At 64.6% G+C, this 21,859-nt stretch carries 22 protein-coding genes and 1 pseudogene; 9 read left to right on the top strand and 14 right to left on the bottom strand.

All coding sequences use genetic code 11. The features are described 5' to 3' along the window. Positions 1–87: 87 nt before the first annotated feature. Positions 88–1,035 carry an ATP-binding protein gene (locus tag SB822_RS12770; protein WP_079502996.1) on the top strand — a complete coding sequence of 316 codons (948 nt, stop codon included), beginning with the start codon at positions 88–90 and terminating at the stop codon, positions 1,033–1,035. On the opposite strand, the gene SB822_RS12775 is transcribed toward SB822_RS12770, so the two are convergent. From SB822_RS12775 to SB822_RS12825, 11 genes are all read right to left on the bottom strand, one after another. Beyond that, a complete protein-coding gene (locus SB822_RS12775; RefSeq protein WP_007576893.1) occupies positions 975–1,691 on the bottom strand; it encodes a response regulator transcription factor in 717 nt (238 codons plus the stop codon). The genes SB822_RS12770 and SB822_RS12775 overlap by 61 nt on opposite strands. Beyond that, on the bottom strand, positions 1,688–2,905 hold the full coding sequence (gene pqqE / locus SB822_RS12780) for a pyrroloquinoline quinone biosynthesis protein PqqE (RefSeq protein WP_410854835.1): 1,218 nt from the start codon (positions 2,903–2,905) through the stop codon (positions 1,688–1,690). Before pqqE ends, SB822_RS12775 begins: the two co-directional genes overlap by 4 nt. 4 nt (positions 2,906–2,909) lie before the next feature. Continuing rightward, a complete protein-coding gene (gene pqqD / locus SB822_RS12785; RefSeq protein WP_007576895.1) occupies positions 2,910–3,194 on the bottom strand; it encodes a pyrroloquinoline quinone biosynthesis peptide chaperone PqqD in 285 nt (94 codons plus the stop codon). Then, the gene (pqqC, locus tag SB822_RS12790) at positions 3,191–3,898 is read right to left on the bottom strand and encodes a pyrroloquinoline-quinone synthase PqqC (RefSeq protein WP_042311841.1); all 708 of its coding nucleotides are present in this window, start codon (positions 3,896–3,898) and stop codon (positions 3,191–3,193) included. The genes pqqD and pqqC overlap by 4 nt, the downstream gene beginning before the upstream one ends. A 51-nt stretch (positions 3,899–3,949) precedes the next feature. Beyond that, positions 3,950–4,870 (bottom strand): pyrroloquinoline quinone biosynthesis protein PqqB, encoded by a 921-nt coding sequence (gene pqqB, locus SB822_RS12795; RefSeq protein ID WP_410854836.1) that lies wholly within the window; start codon positions 4,868–4,870, stop codon positions 3,950–3,952. 70 nt (positions 4,871–4,940) lie between these two features. After that, the gene (locus SB822_RS12800; protein ID WP_039899716.1) at positions 4,941–5,507 is read right to left on the bottom strand and encodes a cytochrome b; all 567 of its coding nucleotides are present in this window, start codon (positions 5,505–5,507) and stop codon (positions 4,941–4,943) included. A 14-nt stretch (positions 5,508–5,521) separates the two neighbouring features. Then, positions 5,522–6,385, bottom strand: coding sequence for a formylmethanofuran dehydrogenase subunit C (locus SB822_RS12805; protein ID WP_410854837.1), 864 nt, complete (start codon positions 6,383–6,385; stop codon positions 5,522–5,524). Further along, entirely contained in the window at positions 6,382–7,341 is a 960-nt protein-coding gene (gene fhcD, locus SB822_RS12810; protein ID WP_410854838.1) for a formylmethanofuran--tetrahydromethanopterin N-formyltransferase, read from the bottom strand. Before fhcD ends, SB822_RS12805 begins: the two co-directional genes overlap by 4 nt. A 13-nt stretch (positions 7,342–7,354) precedes the next feature. Next, positions 7,355–9,055: a formylmethanofuran dehydrogenase subunit A gene (locus SB822_RS12815; RefSeq protein ID WP_410854839.1), complete on the bottom strand. Its 1,701-nt coding sequence runs from the start codon at positions 9,053–9,055 to the stop codon at positions 7,355–7,357. Continuing rightward, positions 9,052–10,440 (bottom strand): formylmethanofuran dehydrogenase, encoded by a 1,389-nt coding sequence (locus SB822_RS12820; RefSeq protein WP_410854840.1) that lies wholly within the window; start codon positions 10,438–10,440, stop codon positions 9,052–9,054. The genes SB822_RS12815 and SB822_RS12820 overlap by 4 nt, the downstream gene beginning before the upstream one ends. 304 nt (positions 10,441–10,744) lie before the next feature. After that, positions 10,745–11,521, bottom strand: coding sequence for a HisA/HisF-related TIM barrel protein (locus SB822_RS12825; protein WP_114223219.1), 777 nt, complete (start codon positions 11,519–11,521; stop codon positions 10,745–10,747). A 16-nt stretch (positions 11,522–11,537) separates the two neighbouring features. On the opposite strand from SB822_RS12825, the gene SB822_RS12830 reads away from it, so the two are divergent. The 3 genes from SB822_RS12830 to SB822_RS12840 all read left to right on the top strand — a co-directional run bounded on the left by SB822_RS12830 (position 11,538) and on the right by SB822_RS12840 (position 14,467). Further along, entirely contained in the window at positions 11,538–12,596 is a 1,059-nt protein-coding gene (locus SB822_RS12830) for an ATP-grasp domain-containing protein (protein WP_410854841.1), read from the top strand. After that, positions 12,593–13,699, top strand: a complete 1,107-nt coding sequence (locus SB822_RS12835) for a hydantoinase/oxoprolinase family protein (protein ID WP_410854842.1) — start codon at positions 12,593–12,595, stop codon at positions 13,697–13,699. The genes SB822_RS12830 and SB822_RS12835 overlap by 4 nt, the downstream gene beginning before the upstream one ends. A gap of 177 nt (positions 13,700–13,876) precedes the next feature. After that, positions 13,877–14,467 carry an aspartate/glutamate/uridylate kinase gene (locus tag SB822_RS12840; protein ID WP_007576919.1) on the top strand — a complete coding sequence of 197 codons (591 nt, stop codon included), beginning with the start codon at positions 13,877–13,879 and terminating at the stop codon, positions 14,465–14,467. A 19-nt stretch (positions 14,468–14,486) separates the two neighbouring features. Here SB822_RS12840 and SB822_RS12845 read toward each other — a convergent pair whose 3' ends face one another. From SB822_RS12845 to pqqA, 3 genes are all read right to left on the bottom strand, one after another. Further along, on the bottom strand, positions 14,487–15,194 hold the full coding sequence (locus tag SB822_RS12845; protein ID WP_079502990.1) for a (5-formylfuran-3-yl)methyl phosphate synthase: 708 nt from the start codon (positions 15,192–15,194) through the stop codon (positions 14,487–14,489). 11 nt (positions 15,195–15,205) lie between these two features. Next, entirely contained in the window at positions 15,206–15,808 is a 603-nt protein-coding gene (locus tag SB822_RS12850; RefSeq protein WP_410854849.1) for a DUF447 domain-containing protein, read from the bottom strand. Positions 15,809–16,703: 895 nt separating this feature from the next. After that, a complete protein-coding gene (pqqA, locus tag SB822_RS12855) occupies positions 16,704–16,778 on the bottom strand; it encodes a pyrroloquinoline quinone precursor peptide PqqA (RefSeq protein WP_007576927.1) in 75 nt (24 codons plus the stop codon). 416 nt (positions 16,779–17,194) lie between these two features. On the opposite strand from pqqA, the gene SB822_RS12860 reads away from it, so the two are divergent. The 5 genes and pseudogenes from SB822_RS12860 to SB822_RS12880 all read left to right on the top strand — a co-directional run. After that, a complete protein-coding gene (locus tag SB822_RS12860; protein WP_091775838.1) occupies positions 17,195–18,688 on the top strand; it encodes a form I ribulose bisphosphate carboxylase large subunit in 1,494 nt (497 codons plus the stop codon). A 44-nt stretch (positions 18,689–18,732) separates the two neighbouring features. After that, positions 18,733–19,134 (top strand): ribulose bisphosphate carboxylase small subunit, encoded by a 402-nt coding sequence (locus SB822_RS12865; protein WP_410854843.1) that lies wholly within the window; start codon positions 18,733–18,735, stop codon positions 19,132–19,134. A 50-nt stretch (positions 19,135–19,184) separates the two neighbouring features. Further along, a complete protein-coding gene (gene cbbX, locus SB822_RS12870) occupies positions 19,185–20,156 on the top strand; it encodes a CbbX protein (protein WP_410854844.1) in 972 nt (323 codons plus the stop codon). Positions 20,157–20,165: 9 nt separating this feature from the next. Continuing rightward, positions 20,166–21,275 carry a class 1 fructose-bisphosphatase gene (locus SB822_RS12875; RefSeq protein WP_410854845.1) on the top strand — a complete coding sequence of 370 codons (1,110 nt, stop codon included), beginning with the start codon at positions 20,166–20,168 and terminating at the stop codon, positions 21,273–21,275. A gap of 28 nt (positions 21,276–21,303) precedes the next feature. Then, positions 21,304–21,807 (top strand): annotated as a pseudogene (locus SB822_RS12880) (phosphoribulokinase); the annotation flags it as partial. Positions 21,808–21,859: the final 52 nt, after the last annotated feature.

Raw genomic sequence — 21,859 nt, forward strand, 5'->3', positions numbered from 1 at the left:
CCCTCGCGCGCGCCGCAGCGGCCCCCAGCGGGTAAAAGCGCGGCCACCCGTGCCACGGAGTCGCGCTCGGTCGCGTGGCGCGACTTCATGTGCGTCGTGGTGTTGACGGTGATCGTCGGCGCGCTGTGCTCGACCTTCGACGTCACCGAACTCGCGTACCGCTGGAGCCGCCGCGCCGAGCGCTATCAGCTCGATGAGCTGCCCGTCACGCTGTTCGTGCTCGCGGCGGGGCTGGCGTGGTTCTCATGGCGGCGCTATCGGGATTCGCAGAAGGAATTGCAGCGCCGCCGCGCGGCGGAAGAGGAAGCCGCGCGGCTTCTCGCCGAGAACCGGCGGCTCGCGAGCCAGGGCATCGAGGCGCAGGAAGCCGAGCGCCGTCATCTCGCGCGCGAACTGCACGACGAACTGGGGCAATACCTGAACGCGATTGCACTCGATGCCGCACGGATTCGCGACCTGTCGGCGCAAAACGACGAGGTGCATCGCGCGGCGCTTGCCGTGATGCAAAGCGCGGGCTTCGTGTATCGGCAGATTGGCGGGATGATCCGCAAGCTGCGGCCCATCGGCCTCGACGAACTGGGCCTGCCGAGCGCGCTCGAACATTGTGTGGAAGGCTGGCGCGAGCGGCTCCCCGATGCATCGTTCAAGCTGACCATCGACGGCGACTTCGACGGCTTCACCGACGCGCTCAACATCACGCTCTACCGGCTCGTGCAGGAAGCGCTGACGAACGTGTCGAAGTTCGCGCGCGAATCAAATGTCGAAATCTATCTGGTGAGAGCGCCTGCCAGCCGCGAGCGGGTTGAAGAGATCGTCGTCACGGTCGCCGACGATGGCCCCGGCGTCGATCTGTCGAAGCCGCGCATCGGGCTAGGGTTGATCGGCATGCGTGAGCGCGTGGAAGCGTTGGGCGGCGAGTTTCATGTTGCGAGCGAGCCGGCGCGCGGTTTTCTGCTGTGCGCGCGTGTGCCAACTCAGCTCGGGCTGCCTGAGCCGAACGCTTCCATCGATCCCGCCGAACCGAAAAACTCATGAGGCGCGGCAAGCTCGGAGAACTGCAAACCGAGGCGCTGCGCGATCTGCACGAGTTGCACGCCGTTGTTCGCGCCGAACTTCTGCCGGATGGCGGACTGATGATTGGCAATCGTCTTCTGGCTCAGCCCGAGCCTTTCGGCGATCACGGGCAGCGTAAAGCCTTGCACGAGCAGGCGCAGTACTTCGAACTCGCGCGCGGACAGTTGCCTTCCGGGCGGCCCTTCGCTGAACATCGTTCGTAGCGCGAGCGCATGCGACACATCGGCGCTGAGATAGCGCACGCGCCGCGCGACTGCGCGCACCGCTTCGACGAGCACATCAGGCGCACTCGCTTTCGTCACATAACCGCAGGCGCCGGCATCGAAAGCGCGCCGCACGAAAAGCGTCTCTTCGTGCACGCTGAAAATCAGCACGCGCGCTTCCGGCTCTCTCGCGAGCATGCGCCGCATCGCTTCGATCCCGCTCGCGCCAGGCAACGCGAGATCCATCACGACGACATCCGGCTGCAACGCGCAGAAGCGCTGATAAGCCTGCGTCGCATCCGCGGCTTCGCCCGCGACGCGCACATCGGGGCTCAGTTCTAGCAGCCTTCGGTAGCCCTCGCGCACGACGGCGTGATCGTCGACGAGAAGCACGGAAATAGCGGGCGTCGTCATGGTCGCGTTCTCTCGGTGTGAGGGGGCGCTGTCATCTCGCGCGTGTCGGCGCTGAGGCGTTTCGAGTTCGCGTCGTTGCGGAACGTGACGGGCTGTTCGTTCGGCGCCAGCGTCGCCGGACGTTGGGCCGCATCGCGCACGACGCGCACAACCTGCTCGTGATGCGGAGACTTGTCGCAGACGGGATCGGCATTGGCGGCGTCGAGCGTCAACAGATACGCCTGGCACCGGCAGCCGCCGAGATCGTTGGTCTTTTCGTCGCAGCTCCGGCAAGGCTCCTTCATCCATTCGAAGCCGCGAAAGCGGTTGAACGCGTCGCTGTCATACCAGATGTGCTCGAGCGGCGTGTCCTTCACGTTCGGAAACGTGAGGCCCGGCAGCGAGCGCGCCGAATGGCAGGGCAATGCGGCGCCATCTGGCGCGACGCCGAGAAACACCGAGCCCCAGCCGTTCATGCAGCGCTTGGGCCGCGTCTCGAAGTAGTCGGGCACGACGAAGAAAATCTTGCAGCGGTTGCCGATCTCCTTCCGGTAACGCTCGACCACGGCTTCCGCTTCTTGCAATTGCTCCGCGGTCGGCATCAGTTGCGCGCGGTTCGCGTGCGCCCAGCCGTAGTACTGCGTGTTCGCAAGCTCCAGATATTCAGCGCCCATTGCCAGCGCCATGTCGATGATCTTGTCGACATGCGGCAGGTTGTAGCGATGCAGGACGCAGTTGAGCACCATCGGAAAGCCATGCGCCTTGATCGAGCGTGCGACGCGGTTCTTCAGGTCGAAGGTGCGCGTGCTGCTGAGGAAGTCGTTGAGTTCCTGGGTCGAGTCCTGAAACGACAGTTGAATGTGATCGAGTCCGTTGGCCTTCAGCTTATCGAGCCGCGCATCCGTGAGCCCGACACCCGACGTGATGAGGTTCGTATAGAAGCCGAGGCTGTGTGCTTCGGCGACGAGTTCTTCGAGGTCGTCGCGCATCAGCGGCTCGCCACCGGAGAAGCCCAGTTGCGCCGAACCGAGTTTGCGGCCCTGCCGCAAGACGTCGATCCATTGCGCGGTGCTCAGCTCGTCGCGATGGCTCGTGTAGTCGACGGGGTTGTAGCAGAACGCGCAATGCAGCGGGCAACGATACGTCAGTTCCGCAAGCAGCCATAACGGCGGCCCGACGCTGCTGCGCGCGGCTTGTTGCGCGTGCTCCTGTGCGGGTGTCGAGAGGTCGGTCATGCTGTTACTCCAGCCAGCCACGCGAGCGCGCGTGGTCGACGAAGGCTTCGACTTCGGGCGTCAGTCCCGTCGCATTGAACGCCGCTTCCAGCTCCGCGACGAGCGTCGGGATGTCGCGCGTGCCGTCGCAACGCAACAGGATTTGCGCAGCGCTCTGGTTCAGCTTCACCATGCCTTCGGGATACAGCAGCACATGCGCGTCCTGTGCCGGTTCCCATTGCAGGCGAAACAGGCTGTTCAGTTTCGGGCCGCGTTTTTCCGTGTCTTGCGCGTTGTCATGAGTGTTCATGCCGGGAACGCCTTTTCTATCGCGTCGAGCATTGTCCAGAGAATGTCGAGCTTGAATTGCAGAATGTCGAGCGCGCGTTCCTGTTGCTCGCGCGTGCGGAAATGATCGAGCGTGACAGCGAGGCCATGCTCGACATCGCGTTGCGCGAGCGAGATGCGCGAACGGAAATACGCAAGCCCCTCGGGCTTGATCCACGGGTAATGCTCGGGCCACGTCGAAAGCCGGTCTTTGTGGATCTGCGGCGCGAAGATCTCCGTGAGCGACGAGCACACGGCTTCCTGCCACGGCGCGCGTCGCGCGAAGTTCACATAGGCGTCGACGGCGAAGCGCACGCCAGGCACCACATGTTCCAGCGACCACAATTCATCGCGCGAGAGCCCGACGGCATCGCCCAGCCGCGCCCACGTTTCGATCCCGCCTTCATCCTCGCCATAGCCGTCGTGATCGAGAATGCGCAGCACCCAGCGGCGGCGCGTTTCGCGATCAGGGCAGTTCGACAGGACGGCGGCATCCTTCAGTGGAATGTTGATCTGGTAATAGAAGCGGTTCGCGACCCAGCCGCGAATCTGCTCGCGCGAGCATCCGCCGCTGTTCATCTTCACGTTGAACGGGTGATGGATGTGATACGCCTGTCCCTTCGCGCGCAACTGCGCTTCGAATTCTTCTCGGGTCCATGCCGGGCCGATGTCGCCTTTGAAACTCATCGATCGCGTCTCCGTATCAGTGGTCTGCTTTTGCGTTTGCATGTGCGCGGCTCACAGTTCGAACAGCATCCCGTCGTGCGCGACTTCGATACCGTGCTGCGCCAGCGTGCGCCGCTCGGGGCCGTCGTCGATCAGGATCGGGTTCGTGTTGTTGATATGTATTAGCACCTTTCGCGCGTTCGGCCTATCGAGCGAATCCAGCACTTCGATCATGCCGCCCGGACCCGTTTGCGCGAGATGGCCCATGTCGGCGGCCGTCTTTTTCGACAGGCCGAGTTCGATCATTTCGTCGCTCGTCCACAGCGTGCCGTCGACGAGCAGCAGGTCGGCGCTGCGCATCGCATCGCGGATGTGCGGTTCGAGCACGCCGAGGCCGGGCGCATAGAACACGCGTTTGCCGGAACCGGGCGCCGTGATCAGCAGGCCGATGTTGTCGCCGCGCTGCGGCGCCGCGCGATGCGGCGAGTAGGGCGGCGCCTTGCTCGACAGCGGCAGCGCCTCGATGCGCACGCCTGGCAACGCGGCGATCTCGAACGGGCCCGCATCGAGCGCAATGGTGTGACGTTCGACGCCGCAGTAGTGCGACAGGATCGATACGACGGGAAAACCCGTCGACAGGTCTTGCCAGACGGCATCCGTTGCATGCAGCGGCAGCGGCGCGCTGTTTTCGCGCAGCATCAGCAGGCCTGTTACGTGGTCGATCTGCGCGTCCATCAGCAGCACGGCCGCGATGCCTGTGTCGCGAGCGTGGCGCGCAGGCTGCATTTCAGGGTTCGCGGCGATCTGCGCGAGGATATCGGGTGATGCGTTCACGAGCAGCCACGCCACACCATCGACGCTCACCGCAATCGACGACTGCGTGCGGCGCCGCGCCGTGATCGTGCCTTTGCGCACACCATCGCAATTGCGGCAGTTGCAGTTCCATTGCGGAAAGCCGCCGCCCGCCGACGAACCGAGCACCTTGACCTTCATTGTCCCCTTGCTCCCGAAAGAACTCGCAAAAACGCCCTTGAAACAGGCCTCAATTGATGAGCGCCGCGCATCACGGCAACATCCTGCGCAACAGCCCGTCGCGGTCGATCAACTGATGCTTGAGCGCGCCCGCCACATGCAACGCAATCAACGCAATGAAGATCCATGCGGTGATCTCATGAATGGTGAACCAGAAATGACGCAAGCCTTTGTCGTCCCAGCCCCACTTCGGCAGCAGCAGTCCCCAGAAGCGCGTGCCGTAGGTGTTGAACGACGAGCCCAGATAGCCTGTCACCGGCATCGCGATCATTGCAGCGTATAAAAGAACCTGCGTAGCGCTCGCGGCGGCGCGTTGCCACGCTCGCATCGGTGGCAATGGCGGCCTGCCGGATACCATGACAACTCCGATGCGCATCAGCACCAGCAGGAAAATCGTCAAGCCAAGCGACTTGTGAAAATTGATCAGCACGGCCTTGAACGGCAGGCCGCGCGGCAGTCCGACCATATAGAGGCCGATGCCGAGCATTGCGATGATGCAGATCGCGATCAGCCAATGCAGCACGATCAGCACCATCGGGAAGCGCTCGGGCCTCTCTCTGGCGCTGCGCGCGATATCGGTCGAGCGTGTCGCGTTCATGTCGGTTCCCTCGATCATTCGACGACCAGCAGTTCGCCGCGTCCATCGACTGCAAGATCGCCCGCGTAGCGCCGCGGCGGCGTGCGGGCGTCGAGTGCTGCAAACGGCGTGAGGCGCTGCGCTGTGGCAGTGCTCGCGGCAGACGCCGCATCGCATTCGGCCTTGAGCGCTCGCGCGAACAGCGACCAGAACACGTCGAAGCCGCGTCCCCCCGTCGTGAACGTGGGCGGGATGCGTTCAGGCCGTTGCAACATCAACAGCGTGCCGCGCCGCATGCCGTAACCATAGTGCGCGCCGACGCGGCCCGCAATGCCGATCGTCCCGGCAACGATTCGCGACGCTGCGTAATCGCCCGCGTCACCGCCTATCAGTAACGTGCCGCGTCGCATCCGGTCGCCAAGGCGTGCGCCTGCGTTGCCCGCTACGATCAGCGTGCCGCCCGTCATGCCTTCCATGTCACCGGGCAGTGCGCCTGCCGCGAAGTCGCCGCAATCGCCCGCAACGAGGAGCGTTCCGCCGCGCATTTCACAGCCTGCGAAATGGCCTGCGTCCTCACCTATTTCGAGCGTGCCGCCCATCATGCGCAAGCCCGTGTAATCGCCCACCGTGCCGCTGATGCGTAGACTGCCTGCGTCAAGTTGCGCGCCAAGCCGATCCAGCCAGCTCGCGTCGCCTTCGATCACGAGACACGCATCGTCGCCGCTTGTTTCGACTGCGACGTCGAACAGATCGCCGATTGCGCAAGCTTCGTTGCCCGCAGGCAGCATCCGATGCGCAATCTCCGCGCCCGACAATGTCGACAATGCAGACGGCAACAGCGGCGAGCCATCCACACGAAAACCGGGCGCGGTTTTCACGCGCAACGTGATCGTGCTCATGTCGCACCGTCCGTGGTGCTGTTGTTTGGGCGCTGCACAATGCCCGCGGCCAGTTCGCGCAGCTTGAAATGGTAGGGCCCGAGCTTGCCGCCATAGTTCCCGGCGGAAATACGCACCACACCCTTGCCGGCAGCGGAGGCCGCCTCGATGCCCGCCGTCATCGCCGCGCCAACGTCTGCATCCGTCAAACCGTCGATCACGATCTCCAGCACGCAGCCCGTCTGCGCATCGAGTTCGCTGCGCTGCGACAAACCGGTAAGCGTCGGGCAGAACGCATCGTTGGTCGATGCGACGGCGCCTTTGTACTTCGAGCCGATCTTCGATCCCGAGCGCACGACGCCGCCCGGAAACGGCGTAATCACGTTCGCGAGCCGGTGCATCGCGGCGACGGCGGCCTCGGCGCCCGCGAGTGCGCTATCCAGATCGCGCGCGAGCAGCAGCAGGTTGCCGCCACCGACGGCCTTGACCGTTTGCACCGATTCTTCGCAGACGAATTCGCCGTCCATCACGGGCACGCGCCAGTAGCGTACGCCGCCGAGTACTTTCGATATCTGCCAGCCATCGCCAAAGAACCGGAGCGATCCGCCAAGCGGTGCGACATCCGATAGCGGCGCGCGCGTCGTTGCCGGATCAATGCCGTTGTAGACGGCCGTGGTCGGGCAGGTCAGCACGCATTGGCCGACGCGCCGCGCAATCTGCTTCACCAGTTCCTTCGATGACACCGCAAACATCAGCACCGAAATGCCGGGCCGTCCATCGGGCGTCGCGTCGGCGGCGATCTCGTGCTCGATGCCCGCTTCGCATCCGCAGTCGATCACCGACGTCGCAAAACCCGTCAGCGAATCGGCCGCCGCGCGCGCCCAGCGCGGCGTGTGAGCGGTGATGACGAGGCGTGTTGCCTTCATCGGGAAGGCTTCCGCGAAGGTGTCGTCGATCAGGGTGTCGTTGATCTGCATCGCGCGTCCGCCTTCATGCTCGCGCGAGGCACGCGACGGGCAACAGCCGTCCGCCGCGGCAGCATGCGCAGATTTCGTCGTCGCTGATCGCGGCGTGCGCGAAGTTCGTCGCCAGGTTTGCTTCGCTGTACTGGCGCAAGGTCTTTTCGATGCTCCTGTCGTAGTCGGGCGATACGAAGTGGATGCCGCCCGTCGGCGTCGACACCAGGTTGCCGTCGCGCGCGACCAGTTCACCGTCCTTGAACACATAAGCGGGTGACGTGAACATCCGCTCGCGGTCCGCGTCGTCGCGATACACGGCGATGTCGGCGGCGGCGCCCGGCGCGAGATGGCCGCGATCCTTAAGTCCGAGCAGGCGCGCCGGGCCGGCGCGCGTGATGATCGCGATGTCGTATAGCGAGAACTCGCGCTTCAGTTCCGGCAGCGCGCTCGCGACCTTCGCTTCCGGATGTAACCGGTCGATCTGCGCGTCGCGGAACGGCTTGTCCATCAGCAGGCGGATCAGATGCGGATAGCTCGTGAACGGTCCGCCGTTCGGATGATCGGTCGTCATCGACACGCGCCACGGGTCGTCCACCAGCAGGAAGATTTCGAGGCCGATGATCCATTGCAACGCATTCACATAGCTTTGCTCGCGATAGCGGAACGGCACGATGCCGCACCCCGCATCGCATTCGATATCGCCGACGATCCACTTGTGCGGCCGTGCGAGCGGCGCGTTCTTGAACTGCATCATCGTGTCGCCGGAAGCGGTCACGGTCTGCCCGAAGATGATCTGCCCAACATCGATCGACACATTGGGCCGTGCGTTGACAGCCTCGGCAATTGCGCGCGCGCCCGACGAAAATTTGCGCGGGCCTTCCGTGCCGTAACTGTGAAACTGGATGTGCGTGATGTGGATGGGCAGGCCGTCGGCGGCGTCCATTGTCGCGATCGTCGAATCGATATTGCCCGGCACGCCGAGGTTGCTTGCGTGAACGTGCAGCGGATGCGGCACGCGCAACTCGGTCAACGCGCGCGTCAGCGTGCGCAACACGTCTCGCGGCGTGATGCCGTAATGCGTGTGCGCTTCGTCGACATCGAGCGAACGCTGGTTGAACTTGAACGCTGAGATGCCGCCCGGATTGACCACCTTCACGCCGAGCGCGCGGCTCGCGTGCATCGTCCAGCCGACGTAATCGCGCACGCGCTCGAAGTCGTCTTTCGCGGCGAGCATCTGCAACAGCAGTTCGTCGTTGCCGAGCATCACGTAGGCGCCGTGATCGATGATCGGCGTGTCGCCCATTTCCAGATGCGCGTGGCGCGCGTTCGACGCGATCATCGCCGGCTCGAAGGCCGCCGTGTAGCCCATTTCCGCGTAACGGTAACCAGTGGCGAGCGTGCCCGGCGTGCAGACGCCGCACGACGGCATGCGCAGATAACGGCCCCGTTCGTCCTGCACGGCTTCGTACGATGCATCGCGCGGCGCGTCGTCGCGATGATCTTCGGGCAACAGCAGCCGCGACAGGTTCGTCTTGCCGCCGCCGATGTGCGAGTGCAGGTCTATGCCGCCCGCCATCACGATCATGCCTTGCGCGTCGTAGTCGCGATCGACGGCGCCGTCCGCGGGCGCATCGACGATGCGGCCATCGCGGATATAGACGTCGCGTTGCTCGCCGTCGACGCCGTTCGCGGGATCGTAGACGCGGCCGCCTCTGAGTCGCGCGATGCTCATGCCGGGCTCCGTGTCTGCGCGGCGCGCGCCGCGAGCGCGTCGGCAAGATGCGTCGCGATGAACGCAACGGTTGGCAGCGCAACGTGCCGCGCCGCATGCAGCGGCACGACGACGGACGTATCGACGCGAAACAGATGACCGTCGCTGTCGATGCCGGGCGTTGCGACGGGAATGAAGATCGTCTTCGCGCTGCGCGTTTGCGGATCGAGCGCAGAGCCGAGTGCGGGCGTGCCGAGCACGATCAAAGGCGTGTTTGCGTCGAGCGTAGACGGCAGCGGATGCGGGTCGAAGCTCGCCGTCCACAGCAACGCATCAGCTTCGCCCGCAGCGAGCAGACGTTCGGTGCGATAGCGGTAAGGATCGTGGTCTAGCGGTGGCGTGCCCGGTGACCGGTCGGGCTTCGACACGCGCGTGCGCAACGGAAAGCCCGACAGCCATGTGATCGTCTGGTTGACGCTCAGCACGCCGTCCGCACCGCCGAGCGTCAGGACGCCCGCGCGGCTCGTGCGGTTGATCGCCTTCACGATCCGGTGCAACGCTTCGATCAGCAGCGCTGTATGCGGGTGAGGCAATGCCGCCGGCTCGATCACGAACGCCGTGTAACGCGCTTCGGCGATGCGCGCCATCAACGAAGCGAGCGCGGTCGCGATGCTCGTGGCGTCATTGAGTGATTCGGGTTTGCGGCCTTCGGCAAGTGCCGACCAGAGCGCGAGCACGTCGTGCGGCGAAGCGTCGGCGAGTAGCGAAGTACTACGCGTGTCGTTAGCCTGGCTGGCGGACGGATCGGTTTCGCAACAGACGAAGCGGATTTCGCGCTGCATCGACGTGCCGCTCGCAATGCGCTCGTAAAAGCGCGGATGCCGGGCGGCAGGTTCGCATGAGAAAACCACCAGCAGATCGGCGCGCGAGCGCACTTCGGACAAGGTCGTGAAGAATGCGCCGCGACCCTGCAGCGCGAGCGTCGAGGCGCTCAGCGCGTCGCCATGCAGCGAATCGAGAATCGCGCCGCAGCCGGCAGCGAGCGCATAGAGTGCGCGCGCGCCGGCGATGTCCGTTGCACAGCCCCCGAAGAGCGGCCGGCGCGCCTGCGCGAGCACGGCGGCGGCTGCGTCGAGTGCGATATCGAGTGAGACAGGGGAGCCGTTGACGGCAGGCGAGCAGACGTTGTCGCTGGCGTCATAGCGGGTCAATGCATCGGCGAGCCGCGCGCATTGCGTGTCGGGCGCGGCGAGCGTCTGAGCGCCGGAGAGATGGGCTTCGATGTCGTCGCACAACAGCGGGCAGAAGGGGCAGGTCCAGTCGTGGGTTGTCGATACGGATGGCAATGGCCCATCGGCGGCCGATGTCGCGTTGACATGCGTGACGGGGGACGTGGACTCGTGCATAAGACCCCGACCAGCAAGGTCCGTGCCGATTTCGCTGTTGCCGCGTGGAGGCCTTGCGCCAGCACGGCTGCCGGCATTTCGACGTGACCGCGCGGGCAAACCGCGGGGAAACGACTCGCTGCGTCGAACGTGAACACCTCATGAGCGGCCCAATACGTCCCGCCGCGCGACAGGCCACGCGCAGAACAGTATGTGCTTCGCGCTGCAACAGTGTGTCACTTGAGGACAGTCCGCTGTCCAGTGCGCATGCGATCCGCGCCGTTGCTGCAGCGCGGATCGCGTGGCATGGATATTGATTCGCGGATCAGGTCGCAGCGTCTGAGCGCGTCGCGTCCGTGGTGCGAAGCCTGCCGTCGTGAAGCGCCGATGCGATGAGCCATGAGTGCGCGCCGCTGCGTGCCGCTGCATCGAGATCGTCGCGATGGCGGATGCCGCCTGCGCCAATGATCGAACGCTGGCCCGCCTGCGCGTGGATCAGGTTGAACGTATCGAGGTCAGGGCCGGCGTCGGCGCCAACCTGATCGAGCGTCATCACGATCACGCGCGACGGCCATGACGCGGGAGCACGCAGCGCCTGCGCGAGTTCGGGGGCCGCAATGAGCTGACGGCCGCGATGGTCGAGCGACAGGATGGGCGTGTAGCCGGCCGCTTCGGCTTCGCGCAGCGCGTCGAGCGAGTGCAGGGATTCGGAGCCGAACACGGGCACGATGCGCGCGTGTGCGGAGCCGGTCGCAGCGGCGATGCGCGACAGATGGGCAAGCATCGACGGGAAATCGGCGAAGCCCGCGTCGAGCCAGATTTCGAACGGGCCGCCGTGTGGCTCGAAACGCGCATGCGGATGCGCGAGGCTCGCGGCGAGCGCGGCCAGCGCCGACGGATCGGCTTCACGCGACATGATCGCGCCGAGATCCGCGACGTACAGCGCAGGCGCGGCTGTCACGGCGACGAGCGCGCGCGCGACGGCTAGCGGCTCGCTCGTTGCGCACAGCGATGACTGGATGGGCCGATAGTTCGCGCGGTCGCCGCGTATGGCGCGGACTGCGTGGCCGTCGAGCAGATCGAGAACCGGGATCACCTGCATGCGGAGACGTTCCTTGATGAAGCTCTGGGTTTATGAGTATCTCACTGGCGGCGGCATCGACGCGCAACTCGCGGGCAGCAGCAGTCTCGCGGATCTGAGCGCGCTGGTCGTCGAAGGGCGCGTGATGCGCGATGCGATTGTCGGCGATCTGCGGCAGCTCGACGGTGTGCAGGTCAGCTTTGCCAGTTCGCGCTTCGAGCATGTCGCTGAAGGCGTTGCGCATTGCCGCGCGAAGCCGGGCGAATCGATGCTGGAGTTTGTCTCGCGGGCCGCGCGCGAGCACGACTACGCGTGGATCGTCGCGCCCGAATGCGATGGACTGATGCTCGATCTCGCCGACGCCGTCGGTCCCGCGCGCTGGATCGGTTGCACGAAGGAAGCGATCGCGCTCGCGTCGAGCAAGCGCGCGACGGCGGCGCGGCTCGCGTCGCGCGGCATCGCCGTGACGCCTGCGCTCGAACCGGCGCAGGTCGATCCGCGCACGCAGCACCGCTGGGTCGTCAAGCCCGATGACGGCGCGGGCGGGCTCGACACGCTCGTGTTCGACGACGCCGACGCGGCACGCGCCGAATACGCGGCGCGGTGCGCGGCGGACCGTGAAACGGTGCTGCAGGCGTGGGTGGACGGCGACGCGCTGAGCCTGTCGCTGATCTGCGATCAAGCGGGCGCGACGCTCGTCAGCATCAACCGGCAGCGGATCGACGTGGCGGCGCCCGTGGCGGGTCATGCGGGGCAGGTGGTCGGCTTCGACGGCGTGGATATCGACCGCATTGATCGCGACAGCGCGCAAGGCCACACGCTCGATGCGCTCGCGCAGCAGGTCGCGGCGTCGCTGCCCGGCTTGCGCGGTTTTGCCGGTATCGATGTCGTGTGGCATCCGGCGCGCGGCCCGGTCGTGATCGAGGTGAATCCGCGCGCGACCGTCGCGTATGCCGGCTTGTCGGCGCGGCTCGGACGCAATCTTGCTGCCGACGTGCTTGCGGCGCACGGCCTGCAAGTCGCGCCGCGCGCGCGTGATTCGGCGTCCGGCAGCGCAGCGGGCGCGAAGCTGTCCGCATTCGGAGCGGAATCATGAGCGCGTCCGTGTCCATGTCTTCGATCGCTGGGCCTGCCGTGTTCGGCTGGGACGTCGGCGGCGCGCATGTGAAGGTGTCGCGCGTCGACGCGGACGGTGTCGTCACGGATATCGCGCAATGGGCGTGTCCGCTGTGGCAAGGGCTCGACCATCTGCATCGCGCGATCGATTCGGCGGCTGAACGCTGGCCCGATCTCACTCACGCGCCCGCGCGCCACGCGGTCACGATGACGGGCGAAATGGTCGATCTGTTCGCCGACCGCGAGCATGGCGTGCACGCGCTCGTCGATGCGCTGGCCACGCGGCTCGGCGCCGATACGGCGTTTTTCGCAGGCGCTTCCGGCTGGCTGGATGCCGCACAGAGCATCGCGCAATGGCGGGCCGTCGCATCGGCGAACTGGCTTGCGACCGCGCAGCATGTCGCGACCCGCATGCGTGATTGCGTGCTGATCGATATCGGCAGCACGACAACGGACATCGTGCCCGTTGCCGACGCGCGTGTCGCGGCGCGCGGCGTCAGCGACGCAACGCGGCTCGTGACGGGCGAACTCGCGTATCACGGCGTCGTGCGCACGCCGTTGTGCGGAATCGCGCATCGGATCGCGTTTCGCGGCGAGACAGCGGGCGTGATGAACGAATGGTTCGCGACGAGCGCCGACATTTACCGGCTGACGGGCGAACTGTGGCCGCCGCACGACCAGCATGCGAGCGCCGACAACGGGCCGAAGACGGTCGCGGCAAGCTGCGCGCGGCTCGCGAGAACGATCGGCCGCGATGCGGGTGACGCCACGGAAGACGAATGGCGCGAGTTCGCGCAAACATGGCGCGACGCGCAATTGCGCGCGATCGGCATGAGCTTCGAGCAGGTGTGCGCGGCGCATCCTTCGCTGGCGCGTGCGCCCGTCGTCGGCGCGGGCTGTGGGCGCTTTCTGGCGGCGGCGCTGGCGAAGGCTCACGCGCGCGATTACGTGGATTTCGGCACGTTTACGCAGATAGCGGGCAACGCGCCAGCGGATGCCGCCGAATGGATCGCGACGTGCGCGCCGAGCGTGGCCGTCGCATGGCTGATGACGGCGAGGAGGCGGGAACAGCGCGCCGCGTGAAGCGGCTGACAACGGGCCTGTGACCCGCGAGGCGCAGCACCATCGATGCATGCGCGGTGCGGGCAGCGCAGACTCGCGATGGCGCGGCGAGCGCAGGGCGGACGCGGACGGGCCGGACCGTCGGGTCGGGCCGTCGGGCATGCCGTCGTGAGGTCGAACGAGAGCGAGGTAACGGACATGTGGGTGGTGAAGATCGGGGGCAGCCTGAGTCACGACCCGTCGCTGCGGGACTGGCTCACGCAGTTGTGGGAGGTTGGCGGCGGGCGCGTGGTGATCGTGCCGGGCGGCGGGGATTTTGCGGACAGCGTGCGCGTGTATCAGCAGGAATGGCAATTCGACGATCTCGCCGCCCACAACATGTGCCTGCTCGCGATGACGCAGTACGCGCTGATGATGCAGGCCGTGCTGCCCGACCTCGTGCTTGCGACCAACGAGGAGCTGATCCGGCGTGCGCTGCGCAAGGGCAAGGTTGCCGTGTGGATGCCTGTGAGCCTGATGCGCGTCACGCCCAACTCGATGACCAACTGGGACACGACCTCCGACAGCCTTGCCGCGTGGCTGTCGACGTCGCTGAACGCCGAGCGTCTGATGGTCGTGAAGTCGTGTCCGGTGGGCGCGAACGTGCCGCTCGGGACGCTCGCGTCGAATGGCGTGATCGACGCGAGCTTCGTCCACTACGTGAAAGAGGCGAATTACGAAGTCGAACTGTTCAGCAAGACGGATGTCGCGCTGGTGCGCGAGCGGCTATTGAATGCATCGGCTGTGTGAGCGCTCGATGGCGCGCTTTTTACGCGGTGGCCGTCGACGCGACGGGGGCAGCGTGATGTAGCGCGTCGGCCCATTGCGCGACGCGGCGCGGATCGAGGCGCGAGGTGCGGCCGTTCTCGCATAGCGCAGTGCGAAAGCCAGCGACATCGGGCGCGAGCGCGCGGATCGCGTCGAGTTGCGTCCAGCCGAGCGAACCGGCGATGCAGGCCATCGCGCCGGAAGCGCGAATCGTCGCGATGTAGCGCGCGAGCGTTGCGCGGTCGATGCAGTCGAGGAGCGTGCGGCCCGTTTTGCCTGCCGTATCGAACACGATGCCTTCGAAGCCGAGCGAGACGGCATGTTCGACGAGTTCTGCATCGACACCGTCGTCGCACAACAGCACGGGCAACACGTTGGCGTGCAGGCCAGCGATGCGCGTCAGGCAGTCGTGCGCATACGGTCCCGGAACGACGCCGACTTTGACGAAATCCACGCCTGTCTCGCCGACTTCATCGACGCGTGCTGCGATGGCGTCGAGCGCATCGGGCGGCAGGTCGCCGATTGTCGCGCTGATGGGTTTCACCGGATAGCGCGAGCGCAGTGTGCGCGCGATGCGCCAGATGTTATCGATCGACACGCCGCCGAGCGCGCCTTCGAGGGGTTCCTTCAGATCGATGAGATCGGCGCCGGCGCCGGCTGCGTCGAACGCTTCTTCCGCGGAGCGGACGCTTGCGAGCAATGCGGTCATCGAGGTCTCCGTCAGGACGAGTGCGGTGCGGTTCTTTTGTCGGCTGCGTCGCCGGTTGTGCGGAAGCGTTCTACTGCTGCTGTGATCCATTGCCATGCGATGAGTTCGTCGCGGCCGGCGGTTTTGTCGATGGCGATTTGAAGGTAGGCCATTTCGCGGTCGATCTTGTCGGCGGGCAGCATGAAAAGCCGGCTCACGAGGATTGCGCCTTCGACGACGGCCGCCTGGGCGCGGTTGAAGCCCGCGAATGGGGCGTGGGTTTCCGTGTGCACGCAGCGCATGTGGAGGACTGGACGCTGAGGGTCGTCTTCTGTGATGTGATCGAGGGTTAGTTCGGTGTGGGCTAGGGATTCTTTTAGCCTGAGGCTGGGGACTTTGGTCGCCGGGCTTGTCGGCCAGTCGCGTTGGGTGCCGGTTACGCAGCCGGCGAAGATGCGGACATCTGTTGTGAAGTTGATTACCGCTGCGCGGGTGGCTAACACGTTGTCCAACGTTTTCGATGGCCTGAACGGGGCCAGGATCGTCAGGCCGTTTTCGTCGTGACGAATGCCCATCGGGGCGGTGTGGGCGACACCGTCGCTCGTGCATGTTGTGATGATGGTTTCGTGGATCATCATTTGGTTTTTTGCCTTTGGCGGCAGGCGGTTTCGTGGTTTGCTCTTTCTTGTGGTGGTACTCGTGTTCCGGTCTGGTTCTTTTGGTTTTGCGCTGGCATCCGCGATTTGTTAGCGTGCTTCACGCGTCGCCCCTGTGCGGGGCGGCACCTACTTTTCTTTGCCGCCGCAAAGAAAAGTAGGCAAAAGAAAGCGGCTAACACCGCTAATTCTAGTTCCTGCCTGAGGGCCCCCAACTGGTCCCACACTTCACACGGTAACGCACCTGTTCACGTTCGTTGCCAACGCTCTCTCTCTACGCATCACCCGCTTCACGCACCCGCGTCGCACCCCGCCGCGCCAGATAGTCCGCCGCCGCCCAGGTGGCAAACTGTGAGTCGGCTTTCGCGCCTTACGCGCATCACTCCGGACGGAGTAGCAAGGTTGGTGTTTCTGGTAAGAGCACCGACCTGTACGGTATGACAACCTACACACAGTTTGCCACCTGGGCGGCACAAACCATTCGCTGCCGCCAGCTTTTGTGCGGGTATCTGAAGTGGGTGAGGCTTCTGTTCGAAGCGTTGGCAACGAACGCGAACAGAAATGTTGCCGTGTGAAGCGTAGGACCGGTTGGGGGCCCTCAGGCAGGAAGAAGAGTTGGCGGTGTTAGCCGCTTTCTTTTGCCTACTTTTCTTTGCGGCGGCAAAGAAAAGTAGGTGCCGCCCCGCACAGGGGCAACGCTTGAAGGGGTAAGTCATAACGCGGATGCCAGCGAAAAGACAAACACACCGACCAGCGACACTTACGCCGCGAAAGCAAAAACCAAAACCAAAACGGCTTGCGGCATCGCACAAAACCACAAAAACAAACGGGGCCGGCCCGGCAACAAACGCCAAAACCGGCCCCGCACGGGCTATCACCTAGTGGCGATATACATCGTAATTTCAAACCCGAAACGCATGTCGGTATATCCAGGGGTAGTCCACTGCATGTTCGTCCTCCTTTAGAAATGAAGAAAACAAAACGGCGGTCCCATTGCGAAAGACGCCCGCGTGCGCGCACGCAGCACACCCGCAGCACACCAATCGCCTCGGCCCATGTTGCTGATGCAACTGTCGTACCAGTTACAGCCCTACGGGGAAGGGCGCGCCGTTTACGCGCCTTACTGTAGCGGAACCGCAGCAAAGTGTTCCACGAGCCGATAACCCATTGTGGACGCATTTTGTGCTCCATGCACGCGTGTTAACGGATCACTTAAGCCTGCTGAAAAAAATCGTGAATTCACTTCATCCGGCCCGAAGCCTACATTGACTTCCAAGGCCGGCGACTTTCGATGCACGCCAGCTTCCACCCCCCAAGGCGTGCGCAGCACCAGAGCCGCGCCGTGATCCACATCGAGGCAGCGCGATGAACGATTTCAGCAAGGAAGCCGTGAAGCCCGCAGGCAGCGAAAGCACCCAACAACGCTCGCGCTATTCGGCGGGTGTCCTCAAGTATCGCGAGATGGGCTACTGGCAGCCGGACTACACGCCAAAAGACACCGACATCATCGCGCTGTTCCGCATCACGCCGCAGCCAGGCGTCGAGCCCGAAGAAGCCGCCGCCGCCGTGGCGGGCGAATCGTCGACGGCCACCTGGACCGTAGTCTGGACCGACCGCCTGACCGCGTGCGACATGTACCGCGCAAAAGCGTTTCGCGTCGACCCCGTGCCCAACGCCAGCGAGAGCGAACCGCAGTACTTCGCGTTCATCGCCTATGACCTCGATCTGTTCGAGGAAGGATCGGTCGCGAACCTGACTGCCTCGATCATCGGCAATGTGTTCGGCTTCAAACCCTTGAAAGCGCTGCGGCTCGAAGACATGCGCATCCCCGTCGCGTATCTGAAGACCTTTCAGGGCCCGCCGACAGGCATCGTCGTCGAACGCGAACGGCTCGACAAATACGGCCGTCCGCTGCTCGGTGCGACCGTCAAGCCGAAGCTCGGGCTGTCGGGCAAGAACTACGGACGCGTCGTCTACGAAGGCCTCAAGGGCGGCCTCGATTTTCTGAAGGATGACGAAAACATCAACTCGCAACCCTTCATGCACTGGCGCGACCGCTATCTGTTCGCGATGGAAGCGGTGGCCCGTGCGCAAGCCGAGACGGGCGAACTGAAGGGCCATTATCTGAACGTGACGGCCGGCACGATGGAGGACATGTACGAGCGCGCCGAATTCGCGAAGGAACTCGGCTCGTGCATCGTCATGATCGATCTGGTGATCGGCTGGACGGCGATTACGTCGATGGGGCGCTGGGCGCGCAAGAACGACATGATCCTGCATCTGCATCGCGCAGGGCATGGCACGTACACGCGGCAGCGCAATCACGGCATCTCGTTTCGCGTGATTGCGAAGTGGCTGCGCATGGCGGGCGTCGATCATGCGCATGCGGGCACGGCCGTCGGCAAGCTCGATGGCGATCCGCTGTCGGTGCAGGGGTATTACAACGTGCTGCGCGAATCGCACAACCCCGTCGATCTCACACGCGGTCTCTATTTCGATCAGCCGTGGGCGGGCTTGCGCAAGGTCATGCCCGTCGCGTCGGGTGGCATTCACGCGGGGCAGATGCATCAGTTGCTCGATCTGTTCGGCGATGACGCGATCCTGCAGTTCGGCGGCGGCACGATCGGCCATCCTTCCGGGATTCAGGCGGGCGCGACGGCAAACCGCGTCGCGCTCGAAACGATGGTCAAGGCGCGCAACGAAGGCCGCGACATTGCCAACGAAGGCCCCGATCTGCTCGAAGCGGCAGCGCGTCATTGCACGCCGCTCAAGCAGGCGCTCGATACATGGGGCGATATCACGTTTAACTACACGCCGACCGATACACCCGATTTCGCCGTCACGCCGAGCGTCGCCTGATCAATCGAGTGCGATACACGCCGAATCCGAACAAGGAGCCAGCAATGCGTATCACCCAAGGAACGTTTTCTTTCCTGCCCGACCTGACCGACGACGAAATCCGCATGCAGATCCAGTACGCACTGAGCCAGGGCTGGTCGTGCTCGGTCGAATTCACCGACGACCCGCATCCGCGCAATACGTACTGGGAAATGTGGGGCCTGCCGATGTTCGATCTGCGCGACGCAGCGGGCGTGATGATGGAAGTGACGAAGTGCCGCGAAGCGTATCCGCAGCACTACATCAAGGTGAATGCGTTCGATTCGGTGCGCGGCTTCGAGACGATGCGGTTGTCGTTCATCGTGAACCGGCCGGATGTGGAACCGACCTTCGTGCTGGGACGTCAGGAAGACCGCTCACGTGTGCAGCGCTATTCGCTCACGACCGTGCGCGCCGCGCCACGCTAGCGGCGGCACGCCGGTAGAGCGAACCAGAACACGAACAGGGAGACATCGTCATGAATGCCGTCGTAACGGAGCCACTGGCGCAAAACGAAACGCACGCGCCGCGCGTCGATCTGCTCGCGCTCTTTCGCGCGTCGGGCATCGCCGATGTGCTCGACGAACTCGACCGCGATCTGGTTGGCCTCGCGCCCGTGAAGACGCGCATCCGCGAAGTCGCCGCGCAACTGCTGGTGGGCCGCGCGCGTGAGGCGCTCGGCATCGAAAGTGGTGCGCCGACGCTGCACATGTGCTTCAGCGGCAATCCCGGCACGGGCAAGACGACCGTCGCGCTGCGCATGGCGGACGTGCTGTTCCGGCTCGGCTATATCCGGCGCAATCATCTGGTTTCTGTGACGCGCGATGATCTCGTCGGCCAGTACATCGGCCACACCGCGCCGAAAACACGCGAAGTACTCAAGCGCGCGATGGGCGGCGTGCTGTTCATAGACGAAGCGTATTACCTGTATCGCCCGGAAAACGAGCGCGATTACGGCCAGGAGTCGATCGAAATCCTGCTCCAGACGATGGAGAATCAGCGCAACGATCTGGTCGTGATTCTGGCCGGCTACGCCGCGCGGATGGATACCTTCTTTCGCAGCAATCCGGGCTTTCGCTCGCGGATTGCGCATCATCTGTCGTTTCCCGACTATGCACCCGACGAACTGCTGCTGATCGCCGAGCGCATGCTCGACACGATGCACTACCGGTTCGACGCCGACGCGCGCCGCGCTTTCGAGGACTACCTCGCGCGGCGCGTGCGTCAGCCGAACTTCGCGAACGCGCGCTCGGTGCGCAACGCGCTCGACCGTGCGCGCCTGCGCCAGGCCAATCGCCTGTTCGCACACGCGCTGGGCGGCGGCGCGAGCGCCGACCCCGCCGCGCTGACGCTGCTGAGCGCCGCCGATATCCGCGCGAGCAGCGTGTTCTCCGAATCAGGCGGCGCCGGGACCGAACCCGGCGCCGCGCCAGAATTCCCCACTTCGTAGGAGAGCATCATGCGTCACGCAAACATTACGCTCACGAGGTTCCTGGCCGGCGACGCGGACCAATTGATGTCGACGCGGCCGCCCACCGGCTTGCAGGTCGTGCTGCATGACGTCGCGGCGTCGGTGAAGACCATCGGCGCGGCGCTTGCGCGCGGCACGCTGGGCGACAGCGCACAGGCGGATTCGGTGGCGGGCGGCGCGGTGCTCGCGTATTCCACGCGGCGCCGAAAGCTGGCCGAAGCGGCAGTGCGGAACGGTCGCCCGGATCATGTGGACAATGCGGTCACGCCCGAGTACCAGCTTGCATTCGATCCGCTGAACTGCCCGTGGAACGCCGACATCAACGGCACGGCGGGGTCGATCTTTTCGGTGATGCGTGTGCAGGCGCAAGGCAGCGATGTGAATGGCAGTGATGCGCGAGCCGAAGCCTACGGCGAGCTGGACTGCGAATCCTATGGCGAAGCCTACGGCGCACCGTTCCTTCAACCTGGCCGCGAACAGGCGGCTGCGGGCTACACGATCTACGGCCCGGCGACGATGCTCGTCATTACCCTCGGCGAAGGCACGCACGGCTTCACGCTCGATGGGCAGACGGACGAGTTCATGCTCACGCATCCGTCGATCCGCATTCCCGAGGAGACGGGCGAGATTGCCGTCGATGCATCCAACGAGCGCTTCTGGGAGCCGCCCGTGCGCCGCTACGTACACGAGTGCCGCGAAGGCCGCGCGGGCTGCCGCGAGCGCGATTTCAGCCTGCGCTGGAGCGACGCGCTGGTGCCCGAAGTGCATCGCATCCTGATGCGTGGCGGCCTGTTCCTGATGCCGCGCGACTACCGGACGCGCTCGGCGATGCGTGGCCGCCTGTCCGCCGTCTACGACGCGAGCCCGCTTGGTTTTCTGGTCGAGCAGGCGGGCGGTATGGCGACGACAGGCCGCGAGCGCGTGCTCGACGGCGCGCCGCGCACGTTCCATGAGCGCATGCCGCTGATACTCGGCTCATCGAACGAAGTGACGCGTATTGGCCGCTATCACCGCGAGCACGATCTTGGCATCGACATGCCTTTCACGTCGCCGCTTTTTCGTGAGCGCTCGTTGTTCCTTCCGGAAACCTCGGTCTGACACTTGATCTGTGACAAGGAGACTGCGCATGTCAGTCAGACATCCGATCGTTGCCGTAACGGGGTCGAGCGGCGCGGGCACGACCACCGTCATGAGGAGCTTCACGCACATTTTTCGCAGGGAGAAGATCAATGCGCAGATTGTCGAAGGCGATGCGTTCCACCGGTACGACCGGCTCGGCATGCGCGAAGCGCTGCGGCAGAGCGAGCGGGACGGCGTGCGCAACTTTAGCCACTTCGGGCCCGATGCGAATCTGCTTGAAGAGCTGGAGCAGTTGTTCGCGAGCTACGGGAACTCGGGTGGCGGGAAGTTTCGGCGCTACGTGCACGATGAAGCGGACGCCGTGGTGTACAAGCAGGACCCGGGGACTTTTACGCCATGGGAGGATATTTCGCCGGGCACGGACATGATGTTTTACGAAGGGCTTCATGGTGCGGCCGTGACCAGCAAGGTCGACATCGCACAGCATGCGGATCTGCTCGTCGGTGTTGTGCCGATCATAAATCTGCTTCTTTCAAATCTCGAATGGGTGGCTTGGCGGGTCAAGTGCGGGCTTCAGCCCGGCGAAGCGAACACTTGACGCG

The sequence above is a fragment of the Paraburkholderia sp. SIMBA_054 genome (assembly GCF_046534875.1).
In the GTDB taxonomy this organism is placed as follows: Bacteria; Pseudomonadota; Gammaproteobacteria; order Burkholderiales; family Burkholderiaceae; genus Paraburkholderia; species Paraburkholderia hospita.

What these genes read in the sequence shown, in the direction of transcription:
- SB822_RS12845 (WP_079502990.1), bottom strand. Translation starts at nt 15,194, where the DNA reads ATGACCGCATTGCTCGCAAGCGTCCGCTCCGCGGAAGAAGCGTTCGAC.
- SB822_RS12800 (WP_039899716.1), bottom strand. Translation starts at nt 5,507, where the DNA reads ATGAACGCGACACGCTCGACCGATATCGCGCGCAGCGCCAGAGAGAGG.
- SB822_RS12875 (WP_410854845.1), top strand. Translation starts at nt 20,166, where the DNA reads ATGCGTCACGCAAACATTACGCTCACGAGGTTCCTGGCCGGCGACGCG.
- SB822_RS12850 (WP_410854849.1), bottom strand. Translation starts at nt 15,808, where the DNA reads ATGATCCACGAAACCATCATCACAACATGCACGAGCGACGGTGTCGCC.
- pqqD (WP_007576895.1), bottom strand. Translation starts at nt 3,194, where the DNA reads ATGAACACTCATGACAACGCGCAAGACACGGAAAAACGCGGCCCGAAA.
- SB822_RS12820 (WP_410854840.1), bottom strand. Translation starts at nt 10,440, where the DNA reads ATGCACGAGTCCACGTCCCCCGTCACGCATGTCAACGCGACATCGGCC.
- SB822_RS12835 (WP_410854842.1), top strand. Translation starts at nt 12,593, where the DNA reads ATGAGCGCGTCCGTGTCCATGTCTTCGATCGCTGGGCCTGCCGTGTTC.
- SB822_RS12840 (WP_007576919.1), top strand. Translation starts at nt 13,877, where the DNA reads ATGTGGGTGGTGAAGATCGGGGGCAGCCTGAGTCACGACCCGTCGCTG.
- pqqB (WP_410854836.1), bottom strand. Translation starts at nt 4,870, where the DNA reads ATGAAGGTCAAGGTGCTCGGTTCGTCGGCGGGCGGCGGCTTTCCGCAA.
- pqqC (WP_042311841.1), bottom strand. Translation starts at nt 3,898, where the DNA reads ATGAGTTTCAAAGGCGACATCGGCCCGGCATGGACCCGAGAAGAATTC.
- SB822_RS12825 (WP_114223219.1), bottom strand. Translation starts at nt 11,521, where the DNA reads ATGCAGGTGATCCCGGTTCTCGATCTGCTCGACGGCCACGCAGTCCGC.
- SB822_RS12770 (WP_079502996.1), top strand. Translation starts at nt 88, where the DNA reads ATGTGCGTCGTGGTGTTGACGGTGATCGTCGGCGCGCTGTGCTCGACC.
- SB822_RS12805 (WP_410854837.1), bottom strand. Translation starts at nt 6,385, where the DNA reads ATGAGCACGATCACGTTGCGCGTGAAAACCGCGCCCGGTTTTCGTGTG.
- SB822_RS12860 (WP_091775838.1), top strand. Translation starts at nt 17,195, where the DNA reads ATGAACGATTTCAGCAAGGAAGCCGTGAAGCCCGCAGGCAGCGAAAGC.
- pqqE (WP_410854835.1), bottom strand. Translation starts at nt 2,905, where the DNA reads ATGACCGACCTCTCGACACCCGCACAGGAGCACGCGCAACAAGCCGCG.
- SB822_RS12815 (WP_410854839.1), bottom strand. Translation starts at nt 9,055, where the DNA reads ATGAGCATCGCGCGACTCAGAGGCGGCCGCGTCTACGATCCCGCGAAC.
- fhcD (WP_410854838.1), bottom strand. Translation starts at nt 7,341, where the DNA reads ATGCAGATCAACGACACCCTGATCGACGACACCTTCGCGGAAGCCTTC.
- SB822_RS12865 (WP_410854843.1), top strand. Translation starts at nt 18,733, where the DNA reads ATGCGTATCACCCAAGGAACGTTTTCTTTCCTGCCCGACCTGACCGAC.
- cbbX (WP_410854844.1), top strand. Translation starts at nt 19,185, where the DNA reads ATGAATGCCGTCGTAACGGAGCCACTGGCGCAAAACGAAACGCACGCG.
- SB822_RS12830 (WP_410854841.1), top strand. Translation starts at nt 11,538, where the DNA reads ATGAAGCTCTGGGTTTATGAGTATCTCACTGGCGGCGGCATCGACGCG.
- SB822_RS12775 (WP_007576893.1), bottom strand. Translation starts at nt 1,691, where the DNA reads ATGACGACGCCCGCTATTTCCGTGCTTCTCGTCGACGATCACGCCGTC.